Below are 25,346 nucleotides of genomic sequence, written 5' to 3' on the forward strand. Positions count from 1 at the left end.
GGGGCATGTAAGGATATGTAGCGTACTTGTGATTGGGGGAATACGCATCGTGGCAAGCGACTACGACAACCAGCTCATTGAGTCTGTTGCTGTCCGCCGCAACCGGCTGCTTACGGCCCTGCTCTACGGGAACAATCCCAATGAACGCCGCTGGGCTGACACCGTGAAACTGTTCCTCTTCAGCGTTGCCGTCGCGGCACTGATCGCAGCTGTCTGCGTCGGCTACTCCTTTGTCACGAATCTGCTGGAGCAGAACCGTGCCAAGCAGGAGCAGCAGCAGCAAAGCGCCGCAGCGGGTCCCGGAACGGCCTACGACGGCGGCTGGGCAGCTGCCGCAGGCGCCGGATCGGAGAGCAGCACAGGCCCTGAAAACACAAGCATCGAACACCTCAGCTACGAGACGGGAGCCTGGCAGCCATGGCGCATGCCTACACACGGGTGACACTGGTGGGCCAGCAGCGTCACCTGGATCTGCTGCTGCCCTCGGACCAGCCGGTGGCGGCCCTGATGCCGCAGGTGCTGGACCTCCTGGGCGATGAACCCGCAGCGGACGTCGCAGCCAAGGTCCTCGTTGCTCCGGACGGGTCCGAACTTGCTCCTACGGACACCCTGGCGCAGGCCCAGGTGCTGGACGGCACGGCCCTGCAGCTGTGCAATGCTTCCGAAGCCCCGCCCGCTCCGATCGTGTACGACGTCACCGACCTGGTGGTGGCCGAAACCGAAGCCGTGCGCGGGCGCTGGAACCGGCACTGGAAAAACGCCACCGCCGGCGTCTTCGCAGCAGCCGGGCTCTGGGCAGGAGCAGAGCTGCTCCTCGCTGCAGTGGCGCCGGAAGCCGCATGGTGGCTGCTCGCCGTCCTGTCTGTCCTCGCCGCAGCGGCAGGAGTCCTGGTTTCCCGGCGCAGCCCGGACTCCGCTGCGGGCCCGGCCGCGCTTGCGGCAGGATGGCTTGCCGGACTCGGGGCCGCCCTGCACACCGGCGGCATGGACGGCGGAAACTACGGACGTGCCGGGCTGGTGCTGGCTGCCGCAACAGTCCTGACACTGCTCGCACTGGGTGCCTCCGACCGGCGGCCAAAAGCCATGTACACCGGCGCTCTGGTGGCCGCGCTTGCTGCCGCGGCATGGACGGGCGCGGTCCTGCTGACCGGCAACGCTGTCCAGGCTGCTGCACTGGCCGGCATCGCCAGCGTGCTGCTGCTCGGCCTGCTCCCCGGCATGGCGCTGGCCGCCTCGGGGCTCGCCGCATTGGATGACCGGCGGGCCAAGGGCGGCCAGGTGGGACGGCCGGACGCGCTGGACGCTGTCGCCTCCGCGCACACCGGCCTGGTGGTCAGCACCGCTGCCGCCGCGGCTTCGGCAGCCCTGGGCTTCTGGCTTTTGGGCACCGATACAGCGCAGCAGGCCTGGTCACTTCCCCTGCTGGCGGTGCTCACCCTCGCGGTGTTCCTGCGTGCCCGGGCTTTCCCGCTGGCACCGGAGCGGCTGGCACTCTACGCCGCGACCGCCGTCGGGCTTGCCGCACTCGTGTCCGGGAGCAGCAGGTGGTTCAGCGACCAGCCCTGGGCTACCGGGGTTATGGTGCTGGTGCTCGCGGCCGCCGTCTGGATCGCGCTGTCGCTGGACCTGCCGGATCATGCCCAGGCCCGGTTCCGGCTGGCGGCGAAGCGGCTGGAAACCCTGGCAATCCTCGCATCCGTCCCGCTGGCCGCAGGAATGTTCGGAATCTTCGCGCAACTGCTGGAGAGCTTCTAGATGACACAGATAACTTCGGGCGACGGCTTCGGTGCGCCGGCAACAGCCCAGGGCGACGGTTTTGAGTCCACACCCCAGCGGCTGCGCCGCACACTGCGCACCCGCCCTGCCGAAGGTCCGGCCCGCCGCTTCCTGCAGCAGGCCGCAGACATGTTCCGCGGCGACGACTATCCGCAGTCCCTGGCCGAGGCCGCGGCCGGCGTCCAGCAGCCGGTAACCACCGGGCGCCGGATCGCCGTCGTGGGTTCCCGCGGCGGCGCAGGCCGCAGCACAGCCTCCGCCCTGCTGGCCCGCACGTATGCTTCGCTGCGCTCCGACGCCGCGGCCGCTGTGGACCTGGCCGAAGCCGGAACGCTCGCGGCGCGTCTGGCCGCTCCAGCGGCTCCGTCGCTGGACGCCGCCGCGGAGCGGCTGGGACGCACCATTCCGGGTTCGCTGGCCGGGGTGCGGGAGTACATTGCCTCGCCCGGTCCGGAGAACCTGCTGGTCACCGGACGCCGTCCGGCCGGCGGAACGAAGACGGCCGACGACGACGTCACCCATCTTTCCCGGGTGCTCTCCCGCTACTGTCCGGTCACCCTGTTTGACTGCCCGCCCGGGCTCGGGCCGGACGCAGTCCGCTGGGCGCTGGGCGAATCGCATCTGGCCCTGTTCGTCACTCCCGCCAGCGTCGCCGGCCTTGACGACGCCGAGCGCGCCGCCGACCTGTGGCGGACCCGGCCGGACCTTGGCTCGGTTCCGCTCCTGGTCCTGCTCACCCGGACTTCGGCGCGCAGCCCCTTCAAACCTGAGGCAGAGGCGCGCAGGCTCGCCCGGTCCGGCGTTGATACCGCTTACCTGGACTATGACGCGCACCTGGCTGCCGGTGTGGAGATCCAGCCGCGGCTGCTTTCCCGTGCAGCCCGGCTGCAGGGCACCGAGCTGGCTGCCCGCGTGCTTTCCGCCGCGTCCGCAGCCGCCAGCCGGCCCGGCACGCCGGTTGCCTCCCGCCGCGCCGAAGCAGGCTCCGGCAGGAGGGCCCGCACATGAGCGTGAAGCTGCTGCACCGGCCGGCACGCACCACTCCCCCGGCACGCAGCATGGATCCCTTCACCCTGGACGCGCCGCCGCAGCTCGAAGGCGGCAAGGGCGGGATGAACATGATGTCCCTGGTGCCGCTGCTCGGCGCAGGCGTCTCGATGACCGTCATGATGCTGTTCCGCGGTTCGCCGCTCGCCGCGGTGGGCGCGCTGATGATGATCGTGACCATCCTCGCCTCGATCGTGATGATGGTCAGCCAGCGCGGCAAGCAGGGACGCGCCCGCCGGGAGCAGCGCGAGAACTACCTTGAATACCTCGAACGCTGCCGCACCACCCTTCGGGTCCAGGAACAGGAGGCCGCCGCCGTCGCGCGTGCCGCCAACCCGCCGCCGGAAGCGCTCTTCGACATCATCCGCAATCACCGCCGCGTGTGGGAACGCCGCCGCCACAATGAGGACTTCCTGCAGACCCGCATTGGCACCGGCACCAGGACCAACCGGGAAATCACCGTCCTGGATTCCGGTTCCGCGCTGGCCCGCGACGACACCTTTATGACCACCGAGCTGCAGATCCTCAAGCGCCGCTACGAAGCCAGCCCCGATCTGCCCGTCACGGTGCCCCTGGACGGCGCCGGAACGGTCAGCGTGGTCGGGTCCCGGCCCTTCGTACTCCAGGTGGCGCGTCTGCTGCTGCTCCAGTCGGCTTCCGTCTCCTCCCCCGAAGACCTGCACCTTGCCCTGGTTTCCCCCGAGGAAACCCGCGCGGACTGGGAGTGGGCCACCTGGCTGCCGCATCTGGCCGACCAGGACAAAACCCACCGGACCGGTCCGGTGCGCCGCATTGCGCCGAGCATGGACGCGCTGGCTGATTTGGTGCAGGATGATCTCTCCCGCCGCTCCAACATGGCTGCGGAAGCCCGCAAGAACTTCCTGCGCGGCGGCATCGGCTCAGCGCTTCCCCGGCTGCTGGTGGTGGCCGACAGCTACGGCACGCTGCCCTCGGAGCTGCCGCTGCCGGACCGCCAGGCCGCGCCCGGGCAGCTGGGCATCACCACGGTGTTCCTCGCAGCCGAACGCGGGCAGGAACCCGGCGAGGTGGCCGTCCGCATCTCCGAAACCGAGTCCGGTTTTGTGCTGGAGAACTACCGCAAAGATCCGGTGGATCCGCAGGTCGGAACCGGCACCCTGGACTCCCTTCCGGTCGCGCTGGCGGAGTCGCTGGCCCGCTCCCTGGCGCCGCTGCGGCTTTCCCCCGATTCCCTGGAGCACGAGAGCACGGGCAGCTCCGAAGGCTTCCTGGACATGCTTGGGCTGTCCCCGAACCTGGACGAAGCGGACATCCGCCGGCTTTGGCAACCGCGCAGCGAGGTGGACTTCCTCCGGGTTCCGCTCGGCGCTGACGACCGCGGGCGGCCGGCACTGCTGGATCTGAAGGAATCCGCCCAGTTCGGCCACGGCCCGCACGGACTGTGCGTCGGCGCCACCGGCTCAGGCAAGTCCGAAATGCTCCGGTCACTGGTGGTGGGCCTGCTCGCCACGCATCCCCCGGAACTGCTGGCCATGGTCCTGGTGGACTACAAGGGCGGCGCCACCTTTGCCCCGTTTGAGAACGCGCCGCAGGTCACGGGCGTGATCACCAACCTCTCCGACGACGTCAGCCTCATCGAACGCGTCTACGCCAGTCTCTCCGGCGAAATCCAGCGCCGCCAGGAAGTGCTCAAGGACGCGGGGAACCTGGCCAACATCACCGACTACCAGCTGCACCGCAAACACCGGCAGGGACAGGGCGAAGAGCTGCCGCCGCTTCCGCACCTGGTGGTCATCATCGACGAGTTCGGTGAACTGCTCACCGCACGCCCCGACTTCATCGAACTCTTCCTCTCCATTGGCCGGATCGGGCGGTCCATCGGCGTGCACCTGCTGCTCTCCAGCCAGCGGATCGAGGGCGGCAAACTGCGCGGCCTGGACACCTACCTCTCCTACCGGATCGGCCTGCGGACCCTGTCCGAATCCGAATCGCGGACTGTCCTGGACACTCCGGATGCCTTCCACCTTCCACCCGTTCCGGGCTTCGGATACCTCAAGGTGGACACCACCACCTACACCCGGTTCAAGGCCGGGTACGTCTCCGGCCCGCTGGAAGACGCGGCAGCCCCGGCAGAACTGGAAACAGACGAACAGCCTCCGGTCCTGGAAGTCCCCCGCTACGCGGCCTCGCTGCAGGCCCCCGGCGACGGCGGCGGCGCGCCCGCGGCGGCCACGGCGTCTTCCGCCAAACGCACCACCGGACCCACGGTGCTCTCCACCCTCATGGATACCCTGGCCCGCTTCCCGCGGGCCGTGGACCCGATCTGGCTGCCGCCGCTGCCCCGCGGCCTGGCCCTGGATACGGCGGCCGGCGGGGTGCTCACCACCAGCCAGGGACTGCGGCTGAACGCCGGCGGCAGCCTGTCCATCCCCATCGGGCTGCTGGATGATCCTGCCAAGCAGTGGCAGGGCATCTGGAACCTGGACCTGGCCGCCAACGGCGGGAACGCCGCCATTGTGGGCGGGCCTTCCACCGGTAAAAGCACGGCCCTGCGGACCATCGCCGCGTCCCTGGCACTGACCCACACGCCCTCGGAAGCCGGCATCTACGCCGTGGACCTGCTGGGCAGTTCCCTGCTCCCCCTCGAAGGCCTGCCGCACGTCGGCGGGGTGGCGGTGCGTACCAACCGCGAGGTGGTCCGCCGAACCGTGGACGAGATCCTGGCGATGCTCACCCAGCGTGAGCGGATTTTCGAGAAGCACCAGATCGATTCCCTCGGCACGCTGCGCACGCTCCATGCCCAGGGCCGGATCCCGGAGCTGCCCAGCGCTGACATTGTGCTGCTGGTCGACGGCTACGGGCAGCTCTCGGACGAATTCGAGGACATCGAGAAGTCCGTCCACGCACTGATCTCCCGCGGCGGCGGCTACGGCATCCATGTGGTGGTCACCTGCTCGCGGATGAATGAGATCCGAATTACCCAGCAGAGTTTCTTCGGCAACCGGATCGAACTGCGGCTGGCTGATCCCGGCGAATCCGCGCACGGACGCAAGCTGGCCGAGGCGCTGAGCCCCGGCACACCGGGGCGGGCGCTGACCGACCGCAAACTCCAGGGACACCTTGCCCTGCCCCGCATCGACGGAAACCCGGACGAAGGTTCCGCCATCCAGGGGACGCGGGACCTGGTGGCCGCCGTCGCCGCGTCCACCGACGGCCGGGCCATGGCCGTGCGCGTCCTTCCCTCCGTGGCGCCGGCGGATCCGGCAGCGGTGCCGTCGGTGCCGGGCCTGGTGCCGCTGGGGCTGCGGGAAACCGACCTGGGCACCGAGAACCTGGATCTCCAGGGCCGCGAACACCACCTGGTGGTCATGGGCGATGATGCCTCCGGCAAGTCCAATGTGCTGCGCAGCGTGGTCCGCACGCTGGCTGCGCAGCACACTGCCGAGAACATTGTGTTCGCGGTCTTTGATCCGCGCCGTGCCCTGGCCGGCGAGGTGCAGGAAGACTATCTGGGCGGCTACGCCACCAGCGCCGCCATGGCTGAGAAGCTTGCCGCTGCCGTCGCCTCCGAACTGGAGAAGCGGGTAGGTGCTTCCCCCGAGGAAGTCGCCGCCGCACCGCGCGTCGTCCTGGTGATCGATGACTATGACGTCCTGACGGCTGGCGGTTCCTCCCCGCTGGCGCGGCTGACACCGTACCTGCCGCTCGCCCCGGAAATCGGACTGCACGCCGTGCTCACCCGCCGGGTCCGCGGCGCCAGCCGCGGCATGTATGAATCCTTCTTCACGGCGCTGCGCGACTCCGGCAGCGCCGCCCTGATCCTCTCCGGCGACCGGACCGAGGGCGGACTGATCAACGGAGTCCGGGCCCGTGTGCTGCCCCCGGGCCGCGCCCAGCTGATCCAGCCCGGCCGTCCGGTGCAGATGCTCCAGCTGTTCCTCAATGATCCGGCCGGCGCTGTTACCTCGGTGGGGACGGGCCAGTGAGTTCGCGCTGGGTGGTGGTGAGCACCGGAGAGCCGCACCGGCGCACCGTCGTCGAGGCCCTGGCCAGCACCATGCCGGAAATGAGCATGCGGGAAGCCGCCGCCGGGGAGGTCCTGGAGATTCTCGACGGAGACAGTGTCCCCCTGGTCGTTGAACTCCCCCGCCTGATCCGGCTCCCGGGCGAGGTGATGCGCCTGCATCCGGGTGCGGAGGTCAGTGCGCCGGCAGGATCCGCCATTCCGGAGTTCTTCACCGCGGAAGGCACCGGTTCCCCCGCACCGCTGTGGTGGCTTGAGGTCTATGCGGCGTCAGGGGCGCCCGACGGCGGCAGGCTGGCCGATGCGCTCAGCCACGCCATCGCGCGGCTTGCCGGCGGAGTGGTCCTGCTCCCGGACGGAGTACGGGCCTGATGCACGATTCCGCCTACGATTTCCTCACCGCGTCCACGGCCATGGTGTTCTGCGACCAGCCCGTCGTGGGGCTGAGTCCATGGCTGGCCCGGGCGCACGCGGGCGCCGTGGAGTCCGGCCGGCGTTTTGTGCTGCTGACCCCGTCTGCTTCCTCCATCACCCTTCCACTCTCGGCGCTGTTCGACGGCGAGTCCTCCGCGTGGCTGGCCACCGGCTCCGACGGCGGGTTCTTTGACGCAGTGACGGGCCAGACGCAGGTCTGGAACGGTGCCGATCTGATGCCCGGCGGGTCCGTTGCGGACGACTTCCTGGCTGCCGAGCGGATCCCCAGCACCTACGTCCACGTCCGCGCCGCTGTGCTGCACCCGGCGTCGCTCTCTACCCGTGCGGGGTCCTTCAGCGCACGGATCTTCGAAGCGGTCACCGGCTCGGCGCCGCTGGGCTGGGGGCTGTACGAACCGGTGAGCGAAACCTGGGACGAGGCCGCTTTCTCCGACTACTGCTACCGCCGTGCACCGCATCCCAGCCGGCTGGTCGTCCTAGGAGCCGCATCCGGCGGCACGGGCAGCCCCGGGTCCGCCGCAGGATCCATCGCCGTCGTCACGGTGGAACGCACCTGCGCGGGTGTAGTGGAAAGCGTTGAACTGCTGGCCGGGGCGGATGCCCCGCTGGATGCGGCCGGGCAGGATGCCTTCCTGTCCGCCATGCACCGTGCCCGGGCGCGTACCGCGGTGCTGGCCTACGGGCTGGGTTACCGGGACCTGCTGCGTCCGGCCCGGTTCACCGGAACAGCCGTTCCCGGTGCTGCGCTCTTTGGCCCGGAAGCCCTCGCCGGACGGCAGGCGTCATCCGTGCTGGCCTCCGCCGGTCCCCGTGCGGAGCTGCTCGGCACCGCCCCGGCGCAGTCCCTGGGTGTGCGGTATTCACTGGAACAGGTTCCGGGAGAAATCCATCCACTGGAGGCCTATGCCCGCCTCGCTGTCGAGCTGGCTCCAAGGCAGATTTCCTAGGCGAGGCGTTTCGTGTAGCCCCGCATCGCCGAGCGAGGAACGAGCGAGGTGTCTAAGGGGCGGCGAAACGCCTCCCTAGGTCAGCCGACGGTGAAGTGACGGTCCCCGAAGTAGACGGTGCTGCCCGACGGCGCGAGCACGGGACTGTGCGCGGCGAGGGCCTCGTGGCGGCCGTCGGGAGCCACGATGGAGCTGCCGTTGGTGGAGCCCCGGTCCGTGATCCAGAGCCCGGTTGAACCGTCCGCCTGCAGATGCAGGTGCGTCTTGGACACGGACCGGCCCATATCTGCGAAGTCGATCAGCTGGTTGACCTTCTCGCCAATGGCGGGAGCAGGATTGCGGCCCAGCAGCGCGGTTCCGGTGACGCGGACGGCCGCGCCGTCGTCGAACACCAGGCGGCAGCCGGTTCCCTGGCCGCGGGAGACAACCCGCGTGAGCTCAACATCCTCTTCGTCTTCCGCGGCGGGAGCGTTTGCCTCAGGCTGGACGGCGGTCGCTGCCCGCACTCCAGGGACACTGCTGATCGGAGCAGCGGCCGACGGCGCTGCAGGCGCCGGGTCAGCTGCCCGCGGCACCCAGCCGGCAGCAGGTCCACCGGCACCGGGGTCGTCAGCCGGGGCCGGCCCGGGAGCCGTACCGCCTGCCCAGCGACCTCCTGTCAGCAGAGGATTCCGGCCTGCCCGGACATCCACTACCAGGGTGCGGGCAACCTTGTCATGCCAGCCCTGCCGGCGGGTGGGATGGTCCCAGAGGTTGGAAACCGTCAGGATCCACGGTCCCACCACGGTCACAGCGGAGGCCACCAGCAGCAGGTTCCGGACCAGGACAGCCCCGATGCCCGGAGCCAGCCCGTCGTCGTTCACGGTCCGCAGATCCATCACGCGGTTGCCGGGTGTCTGCCCGCTTCCGGCTTCCCAGAGCCAGAGCCAGGCGAGGTATCCCACAGCACCGGCTGCGCAGAGCAACAGGGCCGGCTGTCCCGGAACCAGCACTGCCACGAGCACCAGGACCAGCAGGGGCACGCTGTCCACGGCCCGGGCAGCAAGCCGCTGGCCGGCGGTGGCGTTCACAAGATTCGGGTTGGTTACCATTGCCTCTTCGTTCCTAGCTTCTCTTCTCAACGCGCACCCCGGGGAGCGCCGCCGAACCTATGCGTCGGATTCCGCGGAGACCTGGTCCAGCAGGACAAGGTCCGCTGTCGTTACCAGCTGGGACGTCACGGCGTGCTCCACCAGCCGGGCCCTCCGGTTCACTGCCAGTTTCCCCGGCCCGCCGCGCAGGCCTGCGACTCCCACCCGGTCCAGCTTGTCGCACACGTTGTCCAGCTTGCGGTTGAACCTTGTCTGCGACCAGCCAAGCCTCGCCGCAGCGTCGGCAGAGGTAGGGAGGGCACTGTAACCCGTGCCGTCCCGGCGCAGCATGGGTTCGGCCAGCGCCACGATGACGGCGCGCTGCGAGTCGGTGAACATCACCGGTCCGATGGTAGTCTCCCCGGATCCGGCACCGTCCAGCGGGTCCGGCCGGAACGCCGGGGTCTTCAGGTGGACGTCGAATTCATAGGTGGTCGGCCCCGCGGTAAAAATGATTCGCGTCTGTTCGAACACCAGGGGGATGCGCGCACCCGGGGATACCCAGGCCTGCATGCCGCCCTTGGAGTCGGAGATGGTTGCGGAGATCCGGCTGCCGATGTTTGTCAGCCACCAGATTCCGTGCTCCTGCGAAATCGTCAGGAACTGCCGGTGCAGGTACGGGTTGTCATCAATCGCGAGGTCCCCCTCGCGCCCGATCCGGAACACGGTTCCGTCCCCGGGCTCGTACCATTCCCCGCTAAAGTCAATCGCCAGATCCCCCAAGATCCCCCTCCTTCGTAGCGGCTCCGGCGCGTGGCGCGCAGCGGGAGCCTTGCCCGAGCAGCGCGGCGTTGGCGCTCCTCAGAGGCTTATTATGTCCCATCGTCAACTCATCCCCGCACCGCCGCCCCCACGGCGGTGACGGCACCTTATCCGGTGCAGGCTGCAGCCGGTTCGGACGCCCTTCCGTTGGCCCTGGCAACCTGGACTTCAATGCATGTCTGGGTGCCTGCGGCCGGCAGCACCGCCTCCGCCTGCGACGTGCGCACCAGCTCGCCCTTGCTCGTGGCAGTCACGCTGCGCCAGAGGAAGATGTCTCCCTCCTGAGGCTCCGGGTTCTTCCAGGTGAACACTGCTTCTCCCGCTTCCTGCACACCGGCAAGGTCCGACGGCGGTGCCACCGAGCCTTCCAGCCCGCCCAGTGCGTTCGACGGCGGCTGGGACGGTGCAGCAGCGTCACGGCGGGGAGCCGGGTCGGGGGCCAGCACCAGTGCCGCCACGGCTGCTGCAGCCAGTGCTGCGCCTGCGGCTCCGGCCAGGATGCGTCCCCGCCGGATCCGCTTCCGTCCGGCGTCCGGGGCAGTGCCGGATGCGCTCTCGGTTTCGGCCAATGCCGGCGCCCCGCCTGTTACCGCCGGCTGCGGACCGGCTCCGGATGAAGGCTCTGCGGTCCCCGATCCGGAGCCTGGACCATGCGGTACGAGCACAGACGATGCGTCGGCCGGTGCCCGCAGGACCGTCCCTTCGGCGTCGTCCCCTGCGTCCGCGTGCATAGGCGGCACCAGATTCCCGCCACGCCGCAGGGTGGGCGGAAAGGTGGTTGCAGCCGGGTCGATGGAGACGATCCGCCGCACACGGGTGCGGTCGCCGTCGTCCCCTGCCGCTTCCTGGCGCCCGGCCTCGTCCAGCACCGCGAATTCGGTGACTGCCAGATTGAGCTCGGCCTGGATCCGCTGCAGCGCCAGCGCGAAGGCATAAGCAGACGAATACCGGGACTCCGGGCTCTTTGCCATCGCCGTTGCCAGGGCCAGTTCCAGGGATTCCGGCACATCGCTGCGTCCGGTGGGGCGCAGCTGTTCCGAAATGATCCGGGCCACCAGGTCTCGCGGGGCGTTGCTGCGGCCGGGACGCAGGTACGGGGACCGCCCGGCCAGCAGCGTGTAGAGCGTGGCGCCCAGTGAATAGACATCCGCGCGGATTCCGTCAACGCGGGCGCCGGACAAGGCTTCAGGCGGGGACCAGGGTATGGACATTCCGACGTCGCCGTCCTCGTCGCTGTCCATGGTGCCGGAGATGCCGAAGTCGGTCAGCGCGGGCCGGTTGTAGTCCGTGGTGAGGATGTTCGCCGGTTTGATATCCCGGTGGGCAATCCCGGCCCGGTGGGCGGTCTCCACCGCGGAGGCGACCTGAATTCCGACGGCGAGCACCTCCGCCAGCGGCAGGCCGCCCTGGCGGTACCTGGCGTCAAGGCTGGGGCGCGAGCAGTATTCCATGGCCAGGTAGGAGCGGCCCTCTGCTGTGGTGTCTGCTTCATAGATAGTGACGATGTACGGGTGGGTGGAGAGCTGGGCCATGAGGTTCGCCTCCGCCTCAAAACCCGCCCTTGAAGCCTCCCCGCGGAGGTCCGACAGCAGGACCTTTACAGCCACCCGGCGGCGCGGACGGTCCTGTTCGTAGAGGTACACATCGGCGAAACCGCCCGAACCCAGGTGTTCCAGGAAACGGAATCCCGGAATCCGGGGCGGCGGCGCGGGGGGCCGCTTTTTCATGCGAGCCCTTCGAAACGAAGCGTGATGCCGTCGCCCAGTTCCGCGATGTCACCGTCCAGCAGGATCGCGGCTTCGCCCTGCGCCAGCCGGCGGGGCAGGGAGCCTTCCCGGATCAGCACCGTGCCGTTCGTCGAGAACAGGTCGCGGAGCATCACGTGCCAGCCTTCCAGCCGGACTTCAGCGTGGGAACGGGAGATGTCCCCGCTGTCGCTGGGAACCTGCACCATCCGCGGCAGGGCTGCTCCGGCGACGCGCGACGCCGAGGGCTGGCGCCCAATGACGATGTTCCGGTCCAGCTCATACACCGCGCCGGTGGAAAGCCGCATGACGCCCAGGCTTGGCCGGGCGGCCGGCTGCGGGCCCCCGGATAGTTCCGCCCCGCAGAAACGGCAGGCGGATGATGTGGGCGGGTTTATGTGGCCCTGCGGGCAGGTACGGGCCAGCACGGTGGGGCCGGTCTCAGGGCCGCATGCGGCTCCGGCCGAAGGGGTTCCGGCGGGCGGCACTGCGGGGGCGGAGCGAATCGTCTCGCCGTCGTCGTCGGCTTCCCCTGCGCGGTCCTGGACTGAACTGTCCTGGGCTGAACTGTCTTGGGCTGCCGGAACGGATGGACCCGGCGTCGGGGTTCCCGGCAGCGCGGTTCCGGGCTGGGCCCTGAACCCCATCACCGTATGGCCGTCGTGGTCCACGGGAGGGAGGGTCTCGGTGGGCTCGCCGCTGTCCGGGACGCCGCCGGCTTCCGGTTCGCCGGCAGCGGCTGCGGTGTCCGGAGACAGCGGAGGGGGTGTGAGGTTCAGCCACGGAACGGCCGCACTCAGGTCGGGGCCTGGTGCGGGTTCGGTGCCTTCTTCGACGTCCGCCGGGGCGGGGGTTGCCGGGGTGCCGGGAAGCAGGGCAGGCCCAGCCTCCGCGGGCGGGTCAGCCTGAACCGGCGATTCGGCAGGCGTGGGCGAATCGGCAGGCGCGGCAGGTTCGACAGGCGCGGGCGGCTCGGCGGCCGCGGGAGGCGCAGCGGGCGCGGGCGGCGGCTGCACAGGTGCCGGTGGAATGTCTGCCGGCTCTGGAACCGGGCGGGCCGCAGTGCCGGACGGCACGGACGCGGTACCCGGTACGGCATTCAGGTCCATCTCGATCTCCCGGACGGCAGCCATGCCCTCGCGCAGCTGCAGCAGCGGCACCGACGGATGGTTCGGTTCATCCTGCGGGGCGGCAGCGCGCAGAATAAGCCTGCCCGAAGGCGGGAGGACCTGCTCGCTCCAGGTACGCAGGTTGCGGCCCGAACCAGCCGGAACACCGTCGATCTCAAGTTCCAGCGGTCCGCGCAGGAGCACGTTGACCTGGTCGTCCACCGAGACAAGCCCAAAGGACGGCAGCCGGCTCAATGAGCCTGCAAGCCCGCCGGTGACGGCGTCGAACACTTCCTCCAGCGGTGCGCTGCCCTGCAGGGAGGCCCACACTGTATCCACCCGTTCCTGGCTGCTGTCAGCCGGCAGCAGCACTGCCCGGGTGCCGCGCAACAGCACCAGCCAGGCTGCCCCGGGGTCCTGCCTATACCGCAGTCCGTCCATCAGCCGGTCACTGTCCGTTTCCTGCCGGTTCCCCCGCCGCATCCTGGCTGGCTGCCGTATCCGGCGCTGTTAGTCCAGGCAGCGTGATGGCGCCGGAATCGGGGTTTACGGACCCGGAGTGCGCGTCAATGACCAGCACGGTGATGTTGTCGCGTCCTCCGGCGCGCAGGGCTGCCTGCACGAGGGCGGCACACGCGTCCTGGGGATTGGCCACCGAGGAGAGGATCTGGAAGATGTGCCCGTCGCTCACCTCGCCGGTGAGTCCGTCGGAACAGACCATCAGCCTGTCCCCCGGCTCCACCGGGATGAGCCAGAAATCCGCATTGGTGTCGCTGCCCGTGCCCAGGGCCCGGGTCACCACGTGGCGGCGGGGGTGGACCAGGGCCTCGTCCGGAGTGATCTGGCCCAGGTCAACCAGTTCCTGCACTTCGCTGTGGTCCACAGTGATCTGTTCCAGCGCTCCTTGGGAGAGCCGGTAGGTCCGTGAGTCGCCGACGTTGAAGACCAGCCAGTAGGGGCGGGATTCTTCCTGGACCAGCACCGCACCGGTCAGGGTGGTGCCGGCACGGCCGCCAGTGGCTTCGCGGATCTGGCTGTCTGCCTTGGCCAGCAGTTCCTCGATCTCGGCTGCAGGAACCTCGGGCAGGTGTTCACCCACCAGCCGGGAATCGCCAAGGGTGCGGACGCAGATGCTGCTCGCAATTTCACCGGCCTCATGCCCGCCCATGCCGTCAGCCACGGCAAACACGGGGTCTGCCGCAATCAGCGAGTCTTCGTTCAGCTCCCGCCGCAGCCCGCGGTCCGAGGCATAGCCAAAGACCGCTTCGAGTTCCAGGGGCTCAGATGTCTTTTCGTCGGAGTTCATTCACGCCCTATCCGGAAGCTGCTCACTGTAGTGATCTGTCTTACCTGTTCTCTTCATTACCCTAACGGACCTTGGGGGTCTTGAGCAGCGCCGGTGCGGCGGGTCACTTTCGTTGCCGTACGCCGCAGCCTTCGGCTCAGTTCCGCCTTCCGGCCCAGTGCTCCCGGGGACCGCGCTGCGAGCCTGGATTCAAGGCGCAGTGAACGCAGCGAATACCGGGCCCGCTGGCGCTGCCAGAACCCGGCGGTGCCCGTCAGGGACGTGCGGACTTTGTCCACGTCCTCCCAGTAGGCACGCACCTCGTCCTCCGACGGATCGCCGGGTCCGAAGACTCCTGCGTCGGCACGCCGGGCCAGTGCCGCCGTTGCGGCAGCGCCCGAGGGGAAAGCCCGGCCCAGGGCGGCGGCGTCCTGCCTGCGGGTCCGGCGGCCGGTGACGGCTACCCCCAGATCGGCGGCAGCACCCAGCACTTCCCGCCAGCCGCCGGCTACCTGCTGTGCCGTACCGCCGGAGGTGCGGCGCCTGGTACGCAGCCGTCGCTTGAGCAGCAGGATGGCCAGCAGCGGCCCGAACAGGACCACGAGGGGCAGCGACGCAAGTCCAAGGATGCGCAGGAAGCCTGAGACACTCTCCCAGAGGTCCTCGTCCTTTTCGTCGGCGTCCTGCGGATCCGCTGCCGTGTCCGGCGGCAGCTCAGCCGGTTCCTGGGGCGGGGGCGGCGGCTGCAGCACCTGCGGCTTGGGGGTGGACTTGGGCTGCTGCTGCGGCGGGACGGGTTCATTGTCCTCATCCGGCGTGGGGAAGAAAGGAACCCAGCCGACGCGTTCAAACTCCACTTCCACCCAGGCATGGACGTCGTCGCCGGTAATGTCGATCCTCCCGGGTGTCCCGTCCAGCTCCTCCCAGTCCGGGTAGAAGCCCATCACCACGCGTGCCGGAATCCCCAGTTTCCGGGCCATGAGCGCCATGGCCACGGCATACTGCTCGTCGTCGCCCACCATCTGCTCGGCGTCGAGCAGGCCAACCATCCGGGCGGCGCCGTGTCCGGGGAGGGAGGGCGTCTGGCCGTCCTTGCCGTTGCTGAAGTAGCCCTCCGTAGCCAGGATTTGCTGCAGCTGCCGGACCCGCTGGATGGGGGTGGTTTCCTCGCCGGCGAACTCCGCTGCCTTGGCCCCGATGATTGGCGGATCCTGCTGCAGGCGCGGCATGGCGGTCTGGGCGAAGCCGTACTGGGCCAGCTGCGCGTCGTCGTACTCCTCCGGGAAACTGACAGCCATTTCATAGCTGTCGCCCGAACGCACACCGGAGGTGGAGAGCATCGTGCTGGTTCCGGCGTCGTGGTAGAGGCCGGCCGCGATCTCCCGGGCGCGGTCACCGCCGGGGCTCAGGGCATGGACCTCACCCCCGGAGGGCAGCCACGCTCCGCTGTAGTCCCGGATCTCGAACCGGAGAGCCGCGGCTGTTCCGTTGTCTGCGCCGCCGCCAAGTGCCCCGGCGTCTCCCACCCGGGCAAACCCGCCGGCAGCCTCGCCGCTGACGTTGTACACCACCCCGTCATAAGCGTCCATCGCCGCGAGACGGACCCGCTGGCCCTCGGGCAGTCCCTGGACGGTGAACAGCGTGGTGTCCGAGTTGTCCTTCACATAACGGCGGAAGTCGGTGAGCGGGCTGGGAAAATTAAAAAGGTCGACGGGCGGTTCAACGGTGTCACGGAGGACTTTGCGGTCCAGATCGGTTCCCAGCAGCGGCGCTGCCGCCAGAGAGACAGCTGCGGCTGCGGCTATCACTGCACCGCCGTAAATCCGGCGGCGCAGCCGGGCCGCCTTGGCCGGGGCCGAACTCAGGGCCGCCTGTGGTGCCGCGGCGGCTGACTGCACCCGGGCCCGCCGGTAGGAGAGAAAAACCAGCAATCCGGCAGCGAGCAGCAGGGCACGCAGTCCGGGCAGCGGCGCGTCCTTGGTGCCGAAGGCAATCCCGGCGGCGAACAGGGCCAGCACGGGAAGAGCCGGCCAGTACGCGCCCCGGACCCGCCAGGCCAGCAGACCGGCGGCCAGCGCTGTGAGCAGGCTGAGCAGGAACGGAACCACCAGCATGCCGCCCGCGGTGCCCACAGGCGGGGCAACGGTCAGCAGGTCTTTCCACGCGAAAACGAGACCCTGGGCCAGCACCCGGAGTGATGCAGGGGTGGGAAGGACCCCGGCTGCAGCTTCGACGGGTGCTGCCAGCGCGGATCCCAGGAGGAGGTAGGTGCCGCCAGCGGCTCCGGCGGTGGTCCAGGTGCCCCACCGGCGGGCAGCAGCCAGCGCGGCCAGGGCCAGTCCAAGGATGATGCCGCCCAGCCCGGCAGCGAGGTAGCGGGGGTCTCCGCCGAAGCTCGGGCCGAAGCCCAGCACGCCGGCAAACAGCAGCAGCCCCAGGGCCGCGGCCTCCAGCCCACGCCGGAGCATGCCGGGACCCGGAAGCCAGGTACCTGCCGGTTTGGTGCTGCGCGGGCGGTGCCGTTCCCGCGGCCGGAGGGGTGCCTGAGTGCTCACGCCGTGCCCTTTCGGATCAGTGCCGGCAGGTCATCGAGGCTGCCGCAGGTCAGCACCGTGAGGTCGGCGATGTCCCGCCGGCCCGGAGCCTCACCCTCGACGCACCGGACTGCAAGGGTTCGGATGCCCGGCGGGATCGCCGCAGCCGCTGAGCGCAGTTCACCGGCGCCGGGCACGGAGCCGGTCACCAGGATGACCACGGACGCGTTGGGCACGGTGTCAGCCGTGAGCGCCGCGAGGTCCCGGATTCCTTCCCTCCGGTCAGCAGTTTCAAGCCGCGTCATTCCGTCCAGCAGAATGGTCCCGCTCCCGCTGCGCAGCAGACCGTCCTGGGTCAGCATGCTCAGGTCCCGCTGCTCCCGGAGGGCCTGCAGGCCCAGGGAACCGGCAGCGGAGACGGCCAGCTCAAATTCCTGCTCGGAGCCGTAGTCTGCACCGCGTGCTGAAAGGGCAACGGCCAGATGGGATCGCCGGGTCTCCTCAAACTGACGGACCATCAGGGTGCCGGTCCGGGCGGTGGTTTTCCAGTGGATGTGCCGCCGGTCGTCCCCGGGAACGTACTCGCGCAGTGCATGGAACGAAACGTCCGCGGTGCTCAGGTCACGGGTTGGCAGGCCTTCCAGGTCCTTGATGAACCCGGTGGCCGATCCCTGCAGGTTCACGGTCCGGGGATGGACAAACAGGTCCACCGGGTCCGTCCACCGCAGCCGCCGTCCAAGCAGGCCAAAGGGATCCCGGCGCACCGATTCCACCGGCCCCACCACAATCACTGCCCGTTTCTGGGTTGGAATCCGGAACAGTTCCTCGTGCTCCTCCCCCGGAGCCATGCGCGGCAGTTCGAAGACTGCGGTGGCAGCGCCTACGGGAAGTTCCAGCAGGGCCGGGAGCAGCAGCCGCGCACCGGGATTGCCGACTGTCAGGGATCCGACGGCGTCGTCCCCCACTGCCACCCGGGTACGGGCCAGGTCCAGGCGCACGGAGTAGGCCTGGCGCCCCAGGACAAAGACGACGGCGGCGGCAAACACCAGCGACAGAGCCAGCGCCGCGATCAGCGCCTCCTGCCACCCCAGCAGTCCCCCGGCCAGCCAGCACGCGCCGGCCAGGGCTGCCATTGTCCAGCCGAGCGGCGTGACGCCGGCGGCAGCCGTTGCCGGGGCACGGAGAAAGGCAGCGGGGATCCGGGGGAAACTGGGCACGCGGGTGTTCCTAGGCGTTCACGCGCTGCTGCGGCGCTGCGGTGGAGGCGAGCACCTGGTCCAGGACGGCAGAGGCGGTGGCGCCGGCGAACTCTGCTTCGGGGTCCATGACGAGCCGGTGGGTGAAGACGCTGGGTGCCAGCGTGAGCACGTCGTCGGGCAGCACGTAGTTGCGCCCCTCTGCCGCGGCCCACACCTTGGCGGCACGGACCATGGCAAGGGCGCCTCGGACGCTGACGCCCAGCCGGGTTTCAGGCGCTTCCCGGGTGGCAGCGGTCAGGTGCGCAATGTACTCGAGCACGGCAGTGTCGGTGTGCACGGTCGCCGCCAGGTCGGCCATGTCCCGAACGGCGGCGGACGTGATGACGGCAGTCAGCGCAGCGGAGCGGTCCCGCGTGGCGGATCCGGCGAGCAGTTCCACGGTGGCGGCGTGATCCGGATATCCCATGGACGTCTTGATCAGGAACCGGTCCAGCTGCGCCTCCGGCAGGCGGTAGGTGCCGGCCTGCTCGATCGGGTTCTGCGTCGCGATCACCATGAAGGGGCGCTCCTGCGTGTAGGTGGTGCCGTCCACGGTGACGCGTGATTCTTCCATGACTTCCAGCAGGGCCGACTGGGTCTTGGGCGAGGCACGGTTGATTTCATCCGCCAGCACCACGTTGGCGAAGATCGGTCCGCGGTGGAATTCGAAGGCCTGGGTCTTCTGGTCGTAAATGGTGATGCCGGTGACGTCCGACGGCAGCAGGTCCGGGGTGAACTGGATGCGGGAGGTGGTTCCCTGCACCGTGGCGGCCAGGGCGCGGGCCAGCATGGTCTTGCCCGTGCCGGGGGCGTCTTCGAGCAGCACATGTCCTTCGGCCAGCATGGAAGTGAGGATCAGCCGCACGGCCTGCGGCTTGCCCAGCACTGCCTGGCCAACGTTGGTGACCAGCTTGGCGAAGGTCTCAGCGAACCAGGCGGCCTGTTCTTCGGTCATGGACATGGTGGTGTTCCCCTAGGTGGTGCGGATGGAGTGTTTCGAAGCGGGTTCAGCATCGGCCCATCCCGCCGGGCGGGTTGAAGCCGAAGCTGGTATGGATGCCCTTGATGTGCAGGCCGTTGTTGCTGGCGTTCGGACCGGAGTGCTGGCGGTACCAGACTTCTCCGCTGCTGCGCACGATATAGCAGCGGGTCTCGATCCGGTCATTGGTGTACGCCCAGTGACCGCCAACGCAATTGCCGCCCACGAAGTTGGTGCTGCCCACGGGGTCCATGCAGGTGCGGCGGTCGCCTCCCAGCTGGTTGCCCACGGTCAGCGTCCAGGTGGCCGGCGGCGGTTCGCTGCCGGTCCGCGCGGAGGCTTCCGCGATTCCGCCGGCGGTGCCCTGCGAGTTCAGCACCCGGACCCGGATGCTTACCGTCTGCTCGTATCCATTGCCGACACTGCGGCTGCCGGAGACTCCCACGTTCTCCCAGCCGCCGCCGTTGACGGAGATCTGGACCTGCGCGACGTCGTGCGCGTTCTGGTTGGGCGGGCCCCAGGAAAGAGTGGCCGTGCGGCTTCCCTGCCCGCCATTGGATCCCGACGCCGACGGCGTGCCGGGGCTGCCGAATACTTTGACGCCGCCCGACGCCGCAGAGGCGGCACTGTCGTAGGAAGAACCGTCGGAATTCACGACGGCTGTCAGCCGAGCAGTGATCGTGGCCCCGTTGCTGAAGCCGGTGATTTCCTGGCCGCTGATGACCATCATTGAACGGCCGTCGCTGAAGCTTGCGCGGTAGCTGATTTCCTCTGCCCGGGCGCCGTTGCGGGCGCCGGGTGCAAGCGGGGTGAAGGTAATTGTGACGGCACGTCCCTCGGCCCCGGTGCGCGATGCTGCCAGGGACGGAGCTGCGGGAGCATCCGGAACGCCAACGGCGCGGCGCGGCGCGGAGGCCTGTCCCCAGCTGCTCCAGCCGGCCTTGTTATAGGCACGGACGGCGTAGGAGTAGTTCTGTTCCGAGTTGTCCACCCGCACCGTCATGTTCGAAGCAGCACCGGCCTCCAGGGTGCGTACGAGGGTGGAGCCGCGGTATTCGCGCAGCTCGTAGGCGGTAACGTCCGCACCGTTGGCAGCGGCGTCGGGCCAGTCCACCGTCAGCTGGCTCTGGACGCCGACGGAACTGGCTTTCGCCGTCGTCGGCGTCCCGGGCACTCCCGGCACACCGGCGGGAATCTCAGGAGACGAGTAGTCGCTGAACCCGGACGGTTCCGGGGCCGCGTTGCGTGCCTGGACCCGCACCCGGTAGCTGGTGCCGTTCGCCAGGCCGGTCCAGGTGGTCCGGGTCATGGACGCCGGAACGGTTTTCTGTGACGCGCCGCCCGGCGGCGCCGGAGAGATCTGCAGGTCGTAGCTTTCGATCGGCGAGCCGTCGTTGGCCGGAGCTGTCCAGGTGATGTCCAGCTGCCGGTCACCGAAGGCAAGGCTCGGCGGGGCGGGCTGGGCCGGCTGGGTGTCCGGGCGGGCGGCAGCGGACTGGGGTGACGGGTCCGAGGTTCCGTTGGCGTTCGTGGCCGTCACCGCGAACGTGTACTCCACGTTGTTCGTCAGTCCGGTCAGGGTGCAGGTAGTGGCCGGGCATTGCTGGGTGAAACCGCTGCTGCCGGTGACGGTGTAACCGGTGATGGGAGACCCGTTGGCGGCCGGCGGGTCCCAGGCGAGGACCACCGTGCGGCTGCGCGTGCTTTCCACCACCGGAGTGGACGGCGCGTCGGGGCGCCCCTGCACGGAAAGCCTGATCTGTGCCGAAGCCTGGCGGTCCGCCTGCCCGGTCTTGTCCTCCACCCGGTACTGCACGCTCATGCTTCCGACAAAGTCGGCGTCCGGGGTGACCACGATCGAATCGCCCTGCACCACGGCCGTACCGTTGCCGTCAGCGGTTGCTTCCAGGATCCGCAGCGGGGTGTCCGGGAACGGATTGTCGTCGTTGGCAAGTACGTCCACGGTGACCGGGCGGCCCTGGACGGCGTCGTCCACTGAATCGTCGGCGGCGACCGGCAGCGGCCTGGTGGACGCGAGCACCGTAAGGTCAACGCGGCCCGGCACCGGGTCGCTGCGCCCGTCCGTGACGGTGACGGCGAGCTGGCCCAGGGTGCCGACGGCGGCGCCGTCGGCAGCTGCGACCTCCAGGACGGTTCCGGAAAGCCGTGCCTCGAAGCCTTCCGGGACCGGACCGGCCAGGGCGAAGCTCAGGCGTCCGTCGTCTTCCGGGTTCGGGTCGGTGGCGAGCGGCGCCAGGTCAAGCCTGACTGCTTCCTCGCCCTTCGCTGCCTCCAGCGAGCCCGGGTTCATGACCGGGGGAAGATTCTGTTCGGGGAGCGGCGTCACATTGATCAGGACGGTGAGGGTCGCCTTGAGCCCCTCCGGGTCATCCGGGCCCGAGCCGTCAGTGACTTCGAAGGTGATCGCGCCCAGGCCTGAGTAGTCCTCGTCAGCGGTGTAGGCCAGGGTGTCCTCGTCCGCGACCCAGGTGTCCCGGTTGGAGGAACCGATCGCGCTGACCTTGGCGGTCTCGGTGATCCGGGGTGTCCTGCCCTCGCGCACTTCCACGAGGTCCCCCAGTTCCAGGTCCAGGGTGTCCCCGGCCTGGACTTCCTGGACGGCGCTGCTGGCCAGCGTCGGATACTGGGCGCTCAGGCCGGGAACCCAGAGCACCGCCGTCGCGGTCCCGCCGTCCATGTCCTGGACGGTGTAGGGAATGGCCTGGGCTTCCTCTGTCAGTTCCACCCGCACGCTGTCTCCCACCACGGACGCAGTGGTACGGGAGGGGTCTACTGAAACCTGCAGGTCCTCGGCTACGCCGTCCGGATCCTCATCGTTCTCCAGCACCGCAGCATCCACGGCGGTCCGGCCCCGGATCTCGGAAACCTCCACCCGGTCATCGCGGGCGATGGGGGCCAGCAGTTCAGCGTTCGGATCGGAGACGACGGCGACGTTGCCGTTCGCGGAGCCGCCCCGGTTGTCCTTCACGGTGTAGCGGACGTTGTAGGTGCCTGCCTCCGCCGGCACGGTGAAGCGAACGCGGGGTCCGTCGGCGCGGGCGTCCATCGATTCTTCCTGGCTGGTCACGCCGTCCGGGTCCAGGGAAAGCGGATCGCCGTCGGGGTCTGAATCGTTGGCCAGGACCGGTACAGCAACCTCCCGCCCGGGACGCACGCTGACGGCGTCGTTCACTGCCACCGGTTTCTGGTTTGCCTCCGCTGCCGGGGCAATGCCCACCCGCACGGTGCCGGAGTTCACCAGCCCCAGCCGGTCCCGGACGGTATAGGTGAAGGAGTCGGTGCCTGCTCCCGAGGCGGAGGCCGTGTAGTCGATGTAGTCAGGGCCGGGAACCGCGGCGCCCTGTGCGGGGGCGGCAGCGATTCCGTCCAGGAAGACCGAGTCGCCGTCCGAGTCGAGCCCGTTCAGGGGCACCGGTATGCGCACAGTGGTCCCGGCGATTGCCCGTCCCTCCAGGTTCCGCGGAACCGGCGGCGTATTCTTCTCGTCGTCCCGGGGCAGGATGTTGATCCGCACCTGCGCCGAGTCGCTCTGGCCGGTGGAGTCGCGGACCTCGTAGATGGCGTACACGGTTTTAGCCGTCTCGCCCGCAACAAAGCGGAGCGTGTTCTCCGAGACGAAGAGCTGTCCGTCTGCAGGGTCAACACCCTGCGGCAGCACGGGGTTGAGGGTCAGTTCATCGCCGGTCGGCGAGGTGTCGTTTTCGAGGACGGCGATGTCCACGACGTCCCCGACCCGCACCGTGGCAGTATCCGCCGAGGCTGCGGGCGGCAGCAGTGTTTCCGGCGGTTCCACCGGCAGCACGCTCACCTCGCCGCTGGCGCTGGCCGTGCCGTTGGAGACGGTGTAGCGGATGGCTCCCTGCTGCTGCATGCCCCGGACGTCGTGGATCTGCAGAATGTTGTGGTCCAGCACCTCCACGTCCAGCGGCGAACTCGCACCGGTGTTCACGGACTGGACCACCAGCACCCCTCCGGTGGGATCGGTGTCGTTGCCCAGCACATCCACGAGCACGCTTCCGCCCCGGGGAAGCAGGGCCACGTCGCGGACCGCCACTGGTGCGCCCTGCCGCCCGGACTCTGCAGCATCAACGCGGATCAGGCCCGCGGCACTCTGCGGCCCGTTCGTCACCAGGTATTCAAGGTAGTAGGTCGACGCCGCCGCGGGAGTAAAGGAAACAGCTCCCGTTTCATAGTTCGGTACCAGCTCCGAACCGTCGTCGTCCTCCGGGTCCACCCGGGCCAGGCTGAGCTGTCCGCCGGCCGGATCCAGGTCATTCTGCAGCGGATAAAGGGTGACGGCTTCGCCGACCGTGGCGGTGAAGTGGTCGAAGTTGGTTACCGGCGGGAGCACACCGGCCGGGCGGACGTCGAAGGTCACGGTTCCGGTTGCCGTCTCCGTGCCGTCCGAAACGGTAACCGCCACGTCCTTCACGCCCTGGGTCTTGCCGATGTCGCGGAAGGTCAGCAGCCCGTCGGAGCGGCTGCGCACCTGGTCGCCGTCGGCGGTTGGCTCGGCAGAGAGCAGGACCAGGTCATCGCCGTCGGGGTCCATCCAGTCATTAAGGATGTTCTGGCTGACGGACTTGCCCTCTTCCACCAGGATGCGGGTTGAGCGCCGGGGTTCGGGCGGAGCGTTCTCGCCTGCGCCTCGGACCTGGATGGTAGCCGTGGCGGAAGCGGTTCCGCCCCGGCCGTCACTGACCTCGTAGGTGAACGTGCTGGTGCCGGAGGCATCGGCGGGAACCACTACCTGGAGCCCGGCCCCGTTGTAGATTTCCTGGACCACGCCCGCGGCCGGCTGCTCGCCCGTGGGCGTAACGGTCAGCAGGTCACCGTCCGGGTCGGTGTCGTTGTCCAGGACGTTCAGGATGGTGGTGCGGCCGGCCCGGACGCCGAAGCGGTCATCGGAAGCCACCGGCGGACGGTTCTCCCCGGTACGGTCCGGGAGCGTGTTGACCGGGTTCTCGCTGGCGGATTCCTCTTCGTCGTCGCTGGAGTCCTGCTTGGGCGGAATAACGTCGCCCCAGTTGTCCACGAGCTGCATGTTCTCCAGCACCAGCCACACGTTGCCGCCGTTGATGTCATTGAGCACCACCACTGAGCGGTTGACGCGGAAAACCAGGTCCGAGGACGCTCCGATTCCGGGGATGTCCTCGCGGAGGTTGTCGGCCTCCTGCGCGCAGTTCCGCACATAGGACCCGGCACCGGACCAGGCGGCGTGCACGCAGCCGTCCACCAGAACGGGAGGCGCGGGTGTGCCGCCTCCGGCTATTTCGGTAACGGTTGCAGCAGATCCGTTCAGTGGCTGCTCGATGAGCGCGTTTGAGGTGGCGAGGGCCACGGAGTCAGCGCCGGGGCCGGAGTCCTGCAGCCTGGCCCCGCGGGTGTCATCGAACTCCACGGTGCGGCCGCCGGGCAGCACCATGGTGCCCGACTCGGCGTCGAAGACCACTGCCTTGTTTCCCACAGCGGCGACCTGCACATCGCCGAATCCTTTCAGTTCCTCGGCGTCGGTGATCAGCGGGTCGCCGTAGCTGCCGTCATCGGCAACCTCAAAACTGTAGATCCGGCCGCCGCGCGGGTCAGCCACCACAGCCGTTCCCTCCGGGGAAACGCCGGCAGCGGCGCCGGGTGCGTTTTCAACGGCAGGTTCAAGCTCGGTATCGCTGAAGAATGGAAGGGACCCGGTGCTGGTCAGCCAGACATTTCCGGCTGCGGGATCGGTAACGGCCACGGCGCTGCCGCCCTGGCTGAGAACCGCCGACGCCGGAAGCTGGACCTCGGTGCCGCGCGCCACGTTGGCGACATCCACCGGGGAAACCTTGGACTGGTCAGTGTTGGCGTGGAAGACGGCGCCCTCATGCTGGCTGAGGTCGAACCTGTCGCTGTTCGCTGCGTAGGCGCCGTCGAGCATCCGGGAGGGGTAGTTTAGGTGGCCAACCATGCCCTGGGTCTGGTTGGTGACCCATACGCCGCCGTCGTTGAGGTCCACGTCCGCGCGGGCGAATCCGGGATACAGGATGGCCGTCGCCACCAGCGCTGCGGCTGCTGCCACGGCGGAGCCGGCCGAGATGGCTTTCCGGTGCGTACGCAGACGCGCAGGCACAGCCCCCCTCAATGCTGACACGTAGTTCCCCCTGTTGCATTCCCCAATAGCCGTGCCGGTTCTTCAGCGCCGGTAGATATGCGGTGTCCAGTCGCACGGCGGCAGCAGAACGGCAGGCAGACGGACCTAGTGTGCCATATTGCTAATCTTCCTGCCCAAATCGTTACCGGCGGGGGCGGGAGTCGCGCAGGTTGCGGGGGCCGGGCGGGGTGCGGCGGGCGGGCGGCGT

At 69.0% G+C, this 25,346-nt stretch carries 15 protein-coding genes; 6 read left to right on the forward strand and 9 right to left on the reverse strand.

Annotation, left to right across the window (positions count from 1 at the left end; genetic code table 11):
* Window positions 1–49: 49 nt before the first annotated feature.
* From NGB94_RS13335 to NGB94_RS13360, 6 genes are read left to right on the forward strand one after another with little or no spacing between them, the layout of a single operon-like run.
* Complete coding sequence (locus NGB94_RS13335) at window positions 50–442, forward strand: hypothetical protein (RefSeq protein WP_325791143.1); 393 nt, start codon at window positions 50–52, stop codon at window positions 440–442.
* Window positions 418–1,755, forward strand: a complete 1,338-nt coding sequence (eccD, locus tag NGB94_RS13340) for a type VII secretion integral membrane protein EccD (protein ID WP_325791144.1) — start codon at window positions 418–420, stop codon at window positions 1,753–1,755. Before NGB94_RS13335 ends, eccD begins: the two co-directional genes overlap by 25 nt.
* On the forward strand, window positions 1,756–2,784 hold the full coding sequence (locus NGB94_RS13345; protein WP_325791145.1) for a hypothetical protein: 1,029 nt from the start codon (window positions 1,756–1,758) through the stop codon (window positions 2,782–2,784).
* Window positions 2,781–6,788 (forward strand): type VII secretion protein EccCa, encoded by a 4,008-nt coding sequence (gene eccCa, locus NGB94_RS13350; RefSeq protein WP_325791146.1) that lies wholly within the window; start codon window positions 2,781–2,783, stop codon window positions 6,786–6,788. Before NGB94_RS13345 ends, eccCa begins: the two co-directional genes overlap by 4 nt.
* Window positions 6,785–7,198, forward strand: a complete 414-nt coding sequence (locus NGB94_RS13355; RefSeq protein WP_325791147.1) for a hypothetical protein — start codon at window positions 6,785–6,787, stop codon at window positions 7,196–7,198. The genes eccCa and NGB94_RS13355 overlap by 4 nt, the downstream gene beginning before the upstream one ends.
* Window positions 7,198–8,208 (forward strand): DUF6177 family protein, encoded by a 1,011-nt coding sequence (locus NGB94_RS13360; RefSeq protein ID WP_325791148.1) that lies wholly within the window; start codon window positions 7,198–7,200, stop codon window positions 8,206–8,208. The genes NGB94_RS13355 and NGB94_RS13360 overlap by 1 nt, the downstream gene beginning before the upstream one ends.
* 80 nt (window positions 8,209–8,288) lie before the next feature.
* Here the strand turns inward: NGB94_RS13360 and NGB94_RS13365 are convergent, their stop codons facing one another.
* From NGB94_RS13365 to NGB94_RS13405, 9 genes are all read right to left on the reverse strand, one after another.
* The gene (locus NGB94_RS13365) at window positions 8,289–9,299 is read right to left on the reverse strand and encodes an RDD family protein (RefSeq protein ID WP_325791149.1); all 1,011 of its coding nucleotides are present in this window, start codon (window positions 9,297–9,299) and stop codon (window positions 8,289–8,291) included.
* Window positions 9,300–9,356: 57 nt separating this feature from the next.
* The gene (locus NGB94_RS13370) at window positions 9,357–10,061 is read right to left on the reverse strand and encodes a hypothetical protein (protein ID WP_325791150.1); all 705 of its coding nucleotides are present in this window, start codon (window positions 10,059–10,061) and stop codon (window positions 9,357–9,359) included.
* Between the two features lie 146 nt (window positions 10,062–10,207).
* A complete protein-coding gene (locus NGB94_RS13375) occupies window positions 10,208–11,827 on the reverse strand; it encodes a serine/threonine-protein kinase (RefSeq protein WP_325791151.1) in 1,620 nt (539 codons plus the stop codon).
* The gene (locus NGB94_RS13380) at window positions 11,824–13,437 is read right to left on the reverse strand and encodes an FHA domain-containing protein (RefSeq protein ID WP_325791152.1); all 1,614 of its coding nucleotides are present in this window, start codon (window positions 13,435–13,437) and stop codon (window positions 11,824–11,826) included. Before NGB94_RS13380 ends, NGB94_RS13375 begins: the two co-directional genes overlap by 4 nt.
* Window positions 13,403–14,260 carry a PP2C family serine/threonine-protein phosphatase gene (locus NGB94_RS13385; protein WP_325791153.1) on the reverse strand — a complete coding sequence of 286 codons (858 nt, stop codon included), beginning with the start codon at window positions 14,258–14,260 and terminating at the stop codon, window positions 13,403–13,405. The genes NGB94_RS13380 and NGB94_RS13385 overlap by 35 nt, the downstream gene beginning before the upstream one ends.
* 56 nt (window positions 14,261–14,316) lie before the next feature.
* Entirely contained in the window at window positions 14,317–16,794 is a 2,478-nt protein-coding gene (locus NGB94_RS13390; protein ID WP_325791155.1) for a transglutaminase-like domain-containing protein, read from the reverse strand.
* On the reverse strand, window positions 16,791–17,990 hold the full coding sequence (locus NGB94_RS13395; protein ID WP_325791156.1) for a DUF58 domain-containing protein: 1,200 nt from the start codon (window positions 17,988–17,990) through the stop codon (window positions 16,791–16,793). Before NGB94_RS13395 ends, NGB94_RS13390 begins: the two co-directional genes overlap by 4 nt.
* A gap of 10 nt (window positions 17,991–18,000) precedes the next feature.
* Entirely contained in the window at window positions 18,001–18,972 is a 972-nt protein-coding gene (locus NGB94_RS13400) for a MoxR family ATPase (protein ID WP_325791157.1), read from the reverse strand.
* Window positions 18,973–19,018: 46 nt separating this feature from the next.
* Window positions 19,019–25,117 (reverse strand): Ig-like domain-containing protein, encoded by a 6,099-nt coding sequence (locus NGB94_RS13405; RefSeq protein ID WP_325791158.1) that lies wholly within the window; start codon window positions 25,115–25,117, stop codon window positions 19,019–19,021.
* Between the last annotated feature and the right edge of the window lie 229 nt (window positions 25,118–25,346).

The organism is Arthrobacter koreensis, assembly GCF_035792275.1.
In the GTDB taxonomy this organism is placed as follows: Bacteria; Actinomycetota; Actinomycetes; order Actinomycetales; family Micrococcaceae; genus Arthrobacter_B; species Arthrobacter_B koreensis_A.

What these genes read in the sequence shown, in the direction of transcription:
- NGB94_RS13400 (WP_325791157.1), bottom strand. Translation starts at nt 18,972, where the DNA reads ATGTCCATGACCGAAGAACAGGCCGCCTGGTTCGCTGAGACCTTCGCC.
- NGB94_RS13385 (WP_325791153.1), bottom strand. Translation starts at nt 14,260, where the DNA reads ATGAACTCCGACGAAAAGACATCTGAGCCCCTGGAACTCGAAGCGGTC.
- NGB94_RS13375 (WP_325791151.1), bottom strand. Translation starts at nt 11,827, where the DNA reads ATGAAAAAGCGGCCCCCCGCGCCGCCGCCCCGGATTCCGGGATTCCGT.
- NGB94_RS13360 (WP_325791148.1), top strand. Translation starts at nt 7,198, where the DNA reads ATGCACGATTCCGCCTACGATTTCCTCACCGCGTCCACGGCCATGGTG.
- NGB94_RS13345 (WP_325791145.1), top strand. Translation starts at nt 1,756, where the DNA reads ATGACACAGATAACTTCGGGCGACGGCTTCGGTGCGCCGGCAACAGCC.
- eccD (WP_325791144.1), top strand. Translation starts at nt 418, where the DNA reads ATGGCGCATGCCTACACACGGGTGACACTGGTGGGCCAGCAGCGTCAC.
- eccCa (WP_325791146.1), top strand. Translation starts at nt 2,781, where the DNA reads ATGAGCGTGAAGCTGCTGCACCGGCCGGCACGCACCACTCCCCCGGCA.
- NGB94_RS13380 (WP_325791152.1), bottom strand. Translation starts at nt 13,437, where the DNA reads ATGCGGCGGGGGAACCGGCAGGAAACGGACAGTGACCGGCTGATGGAC.
- NGB94_RS13365 (WP_325791149.1), bottom strand. Translation starts at nt 9,299, where the DNA reads ATGGTAACCAACCCGAATCTTGTGAACGCCACCGCCGGCCAGCGGCTT.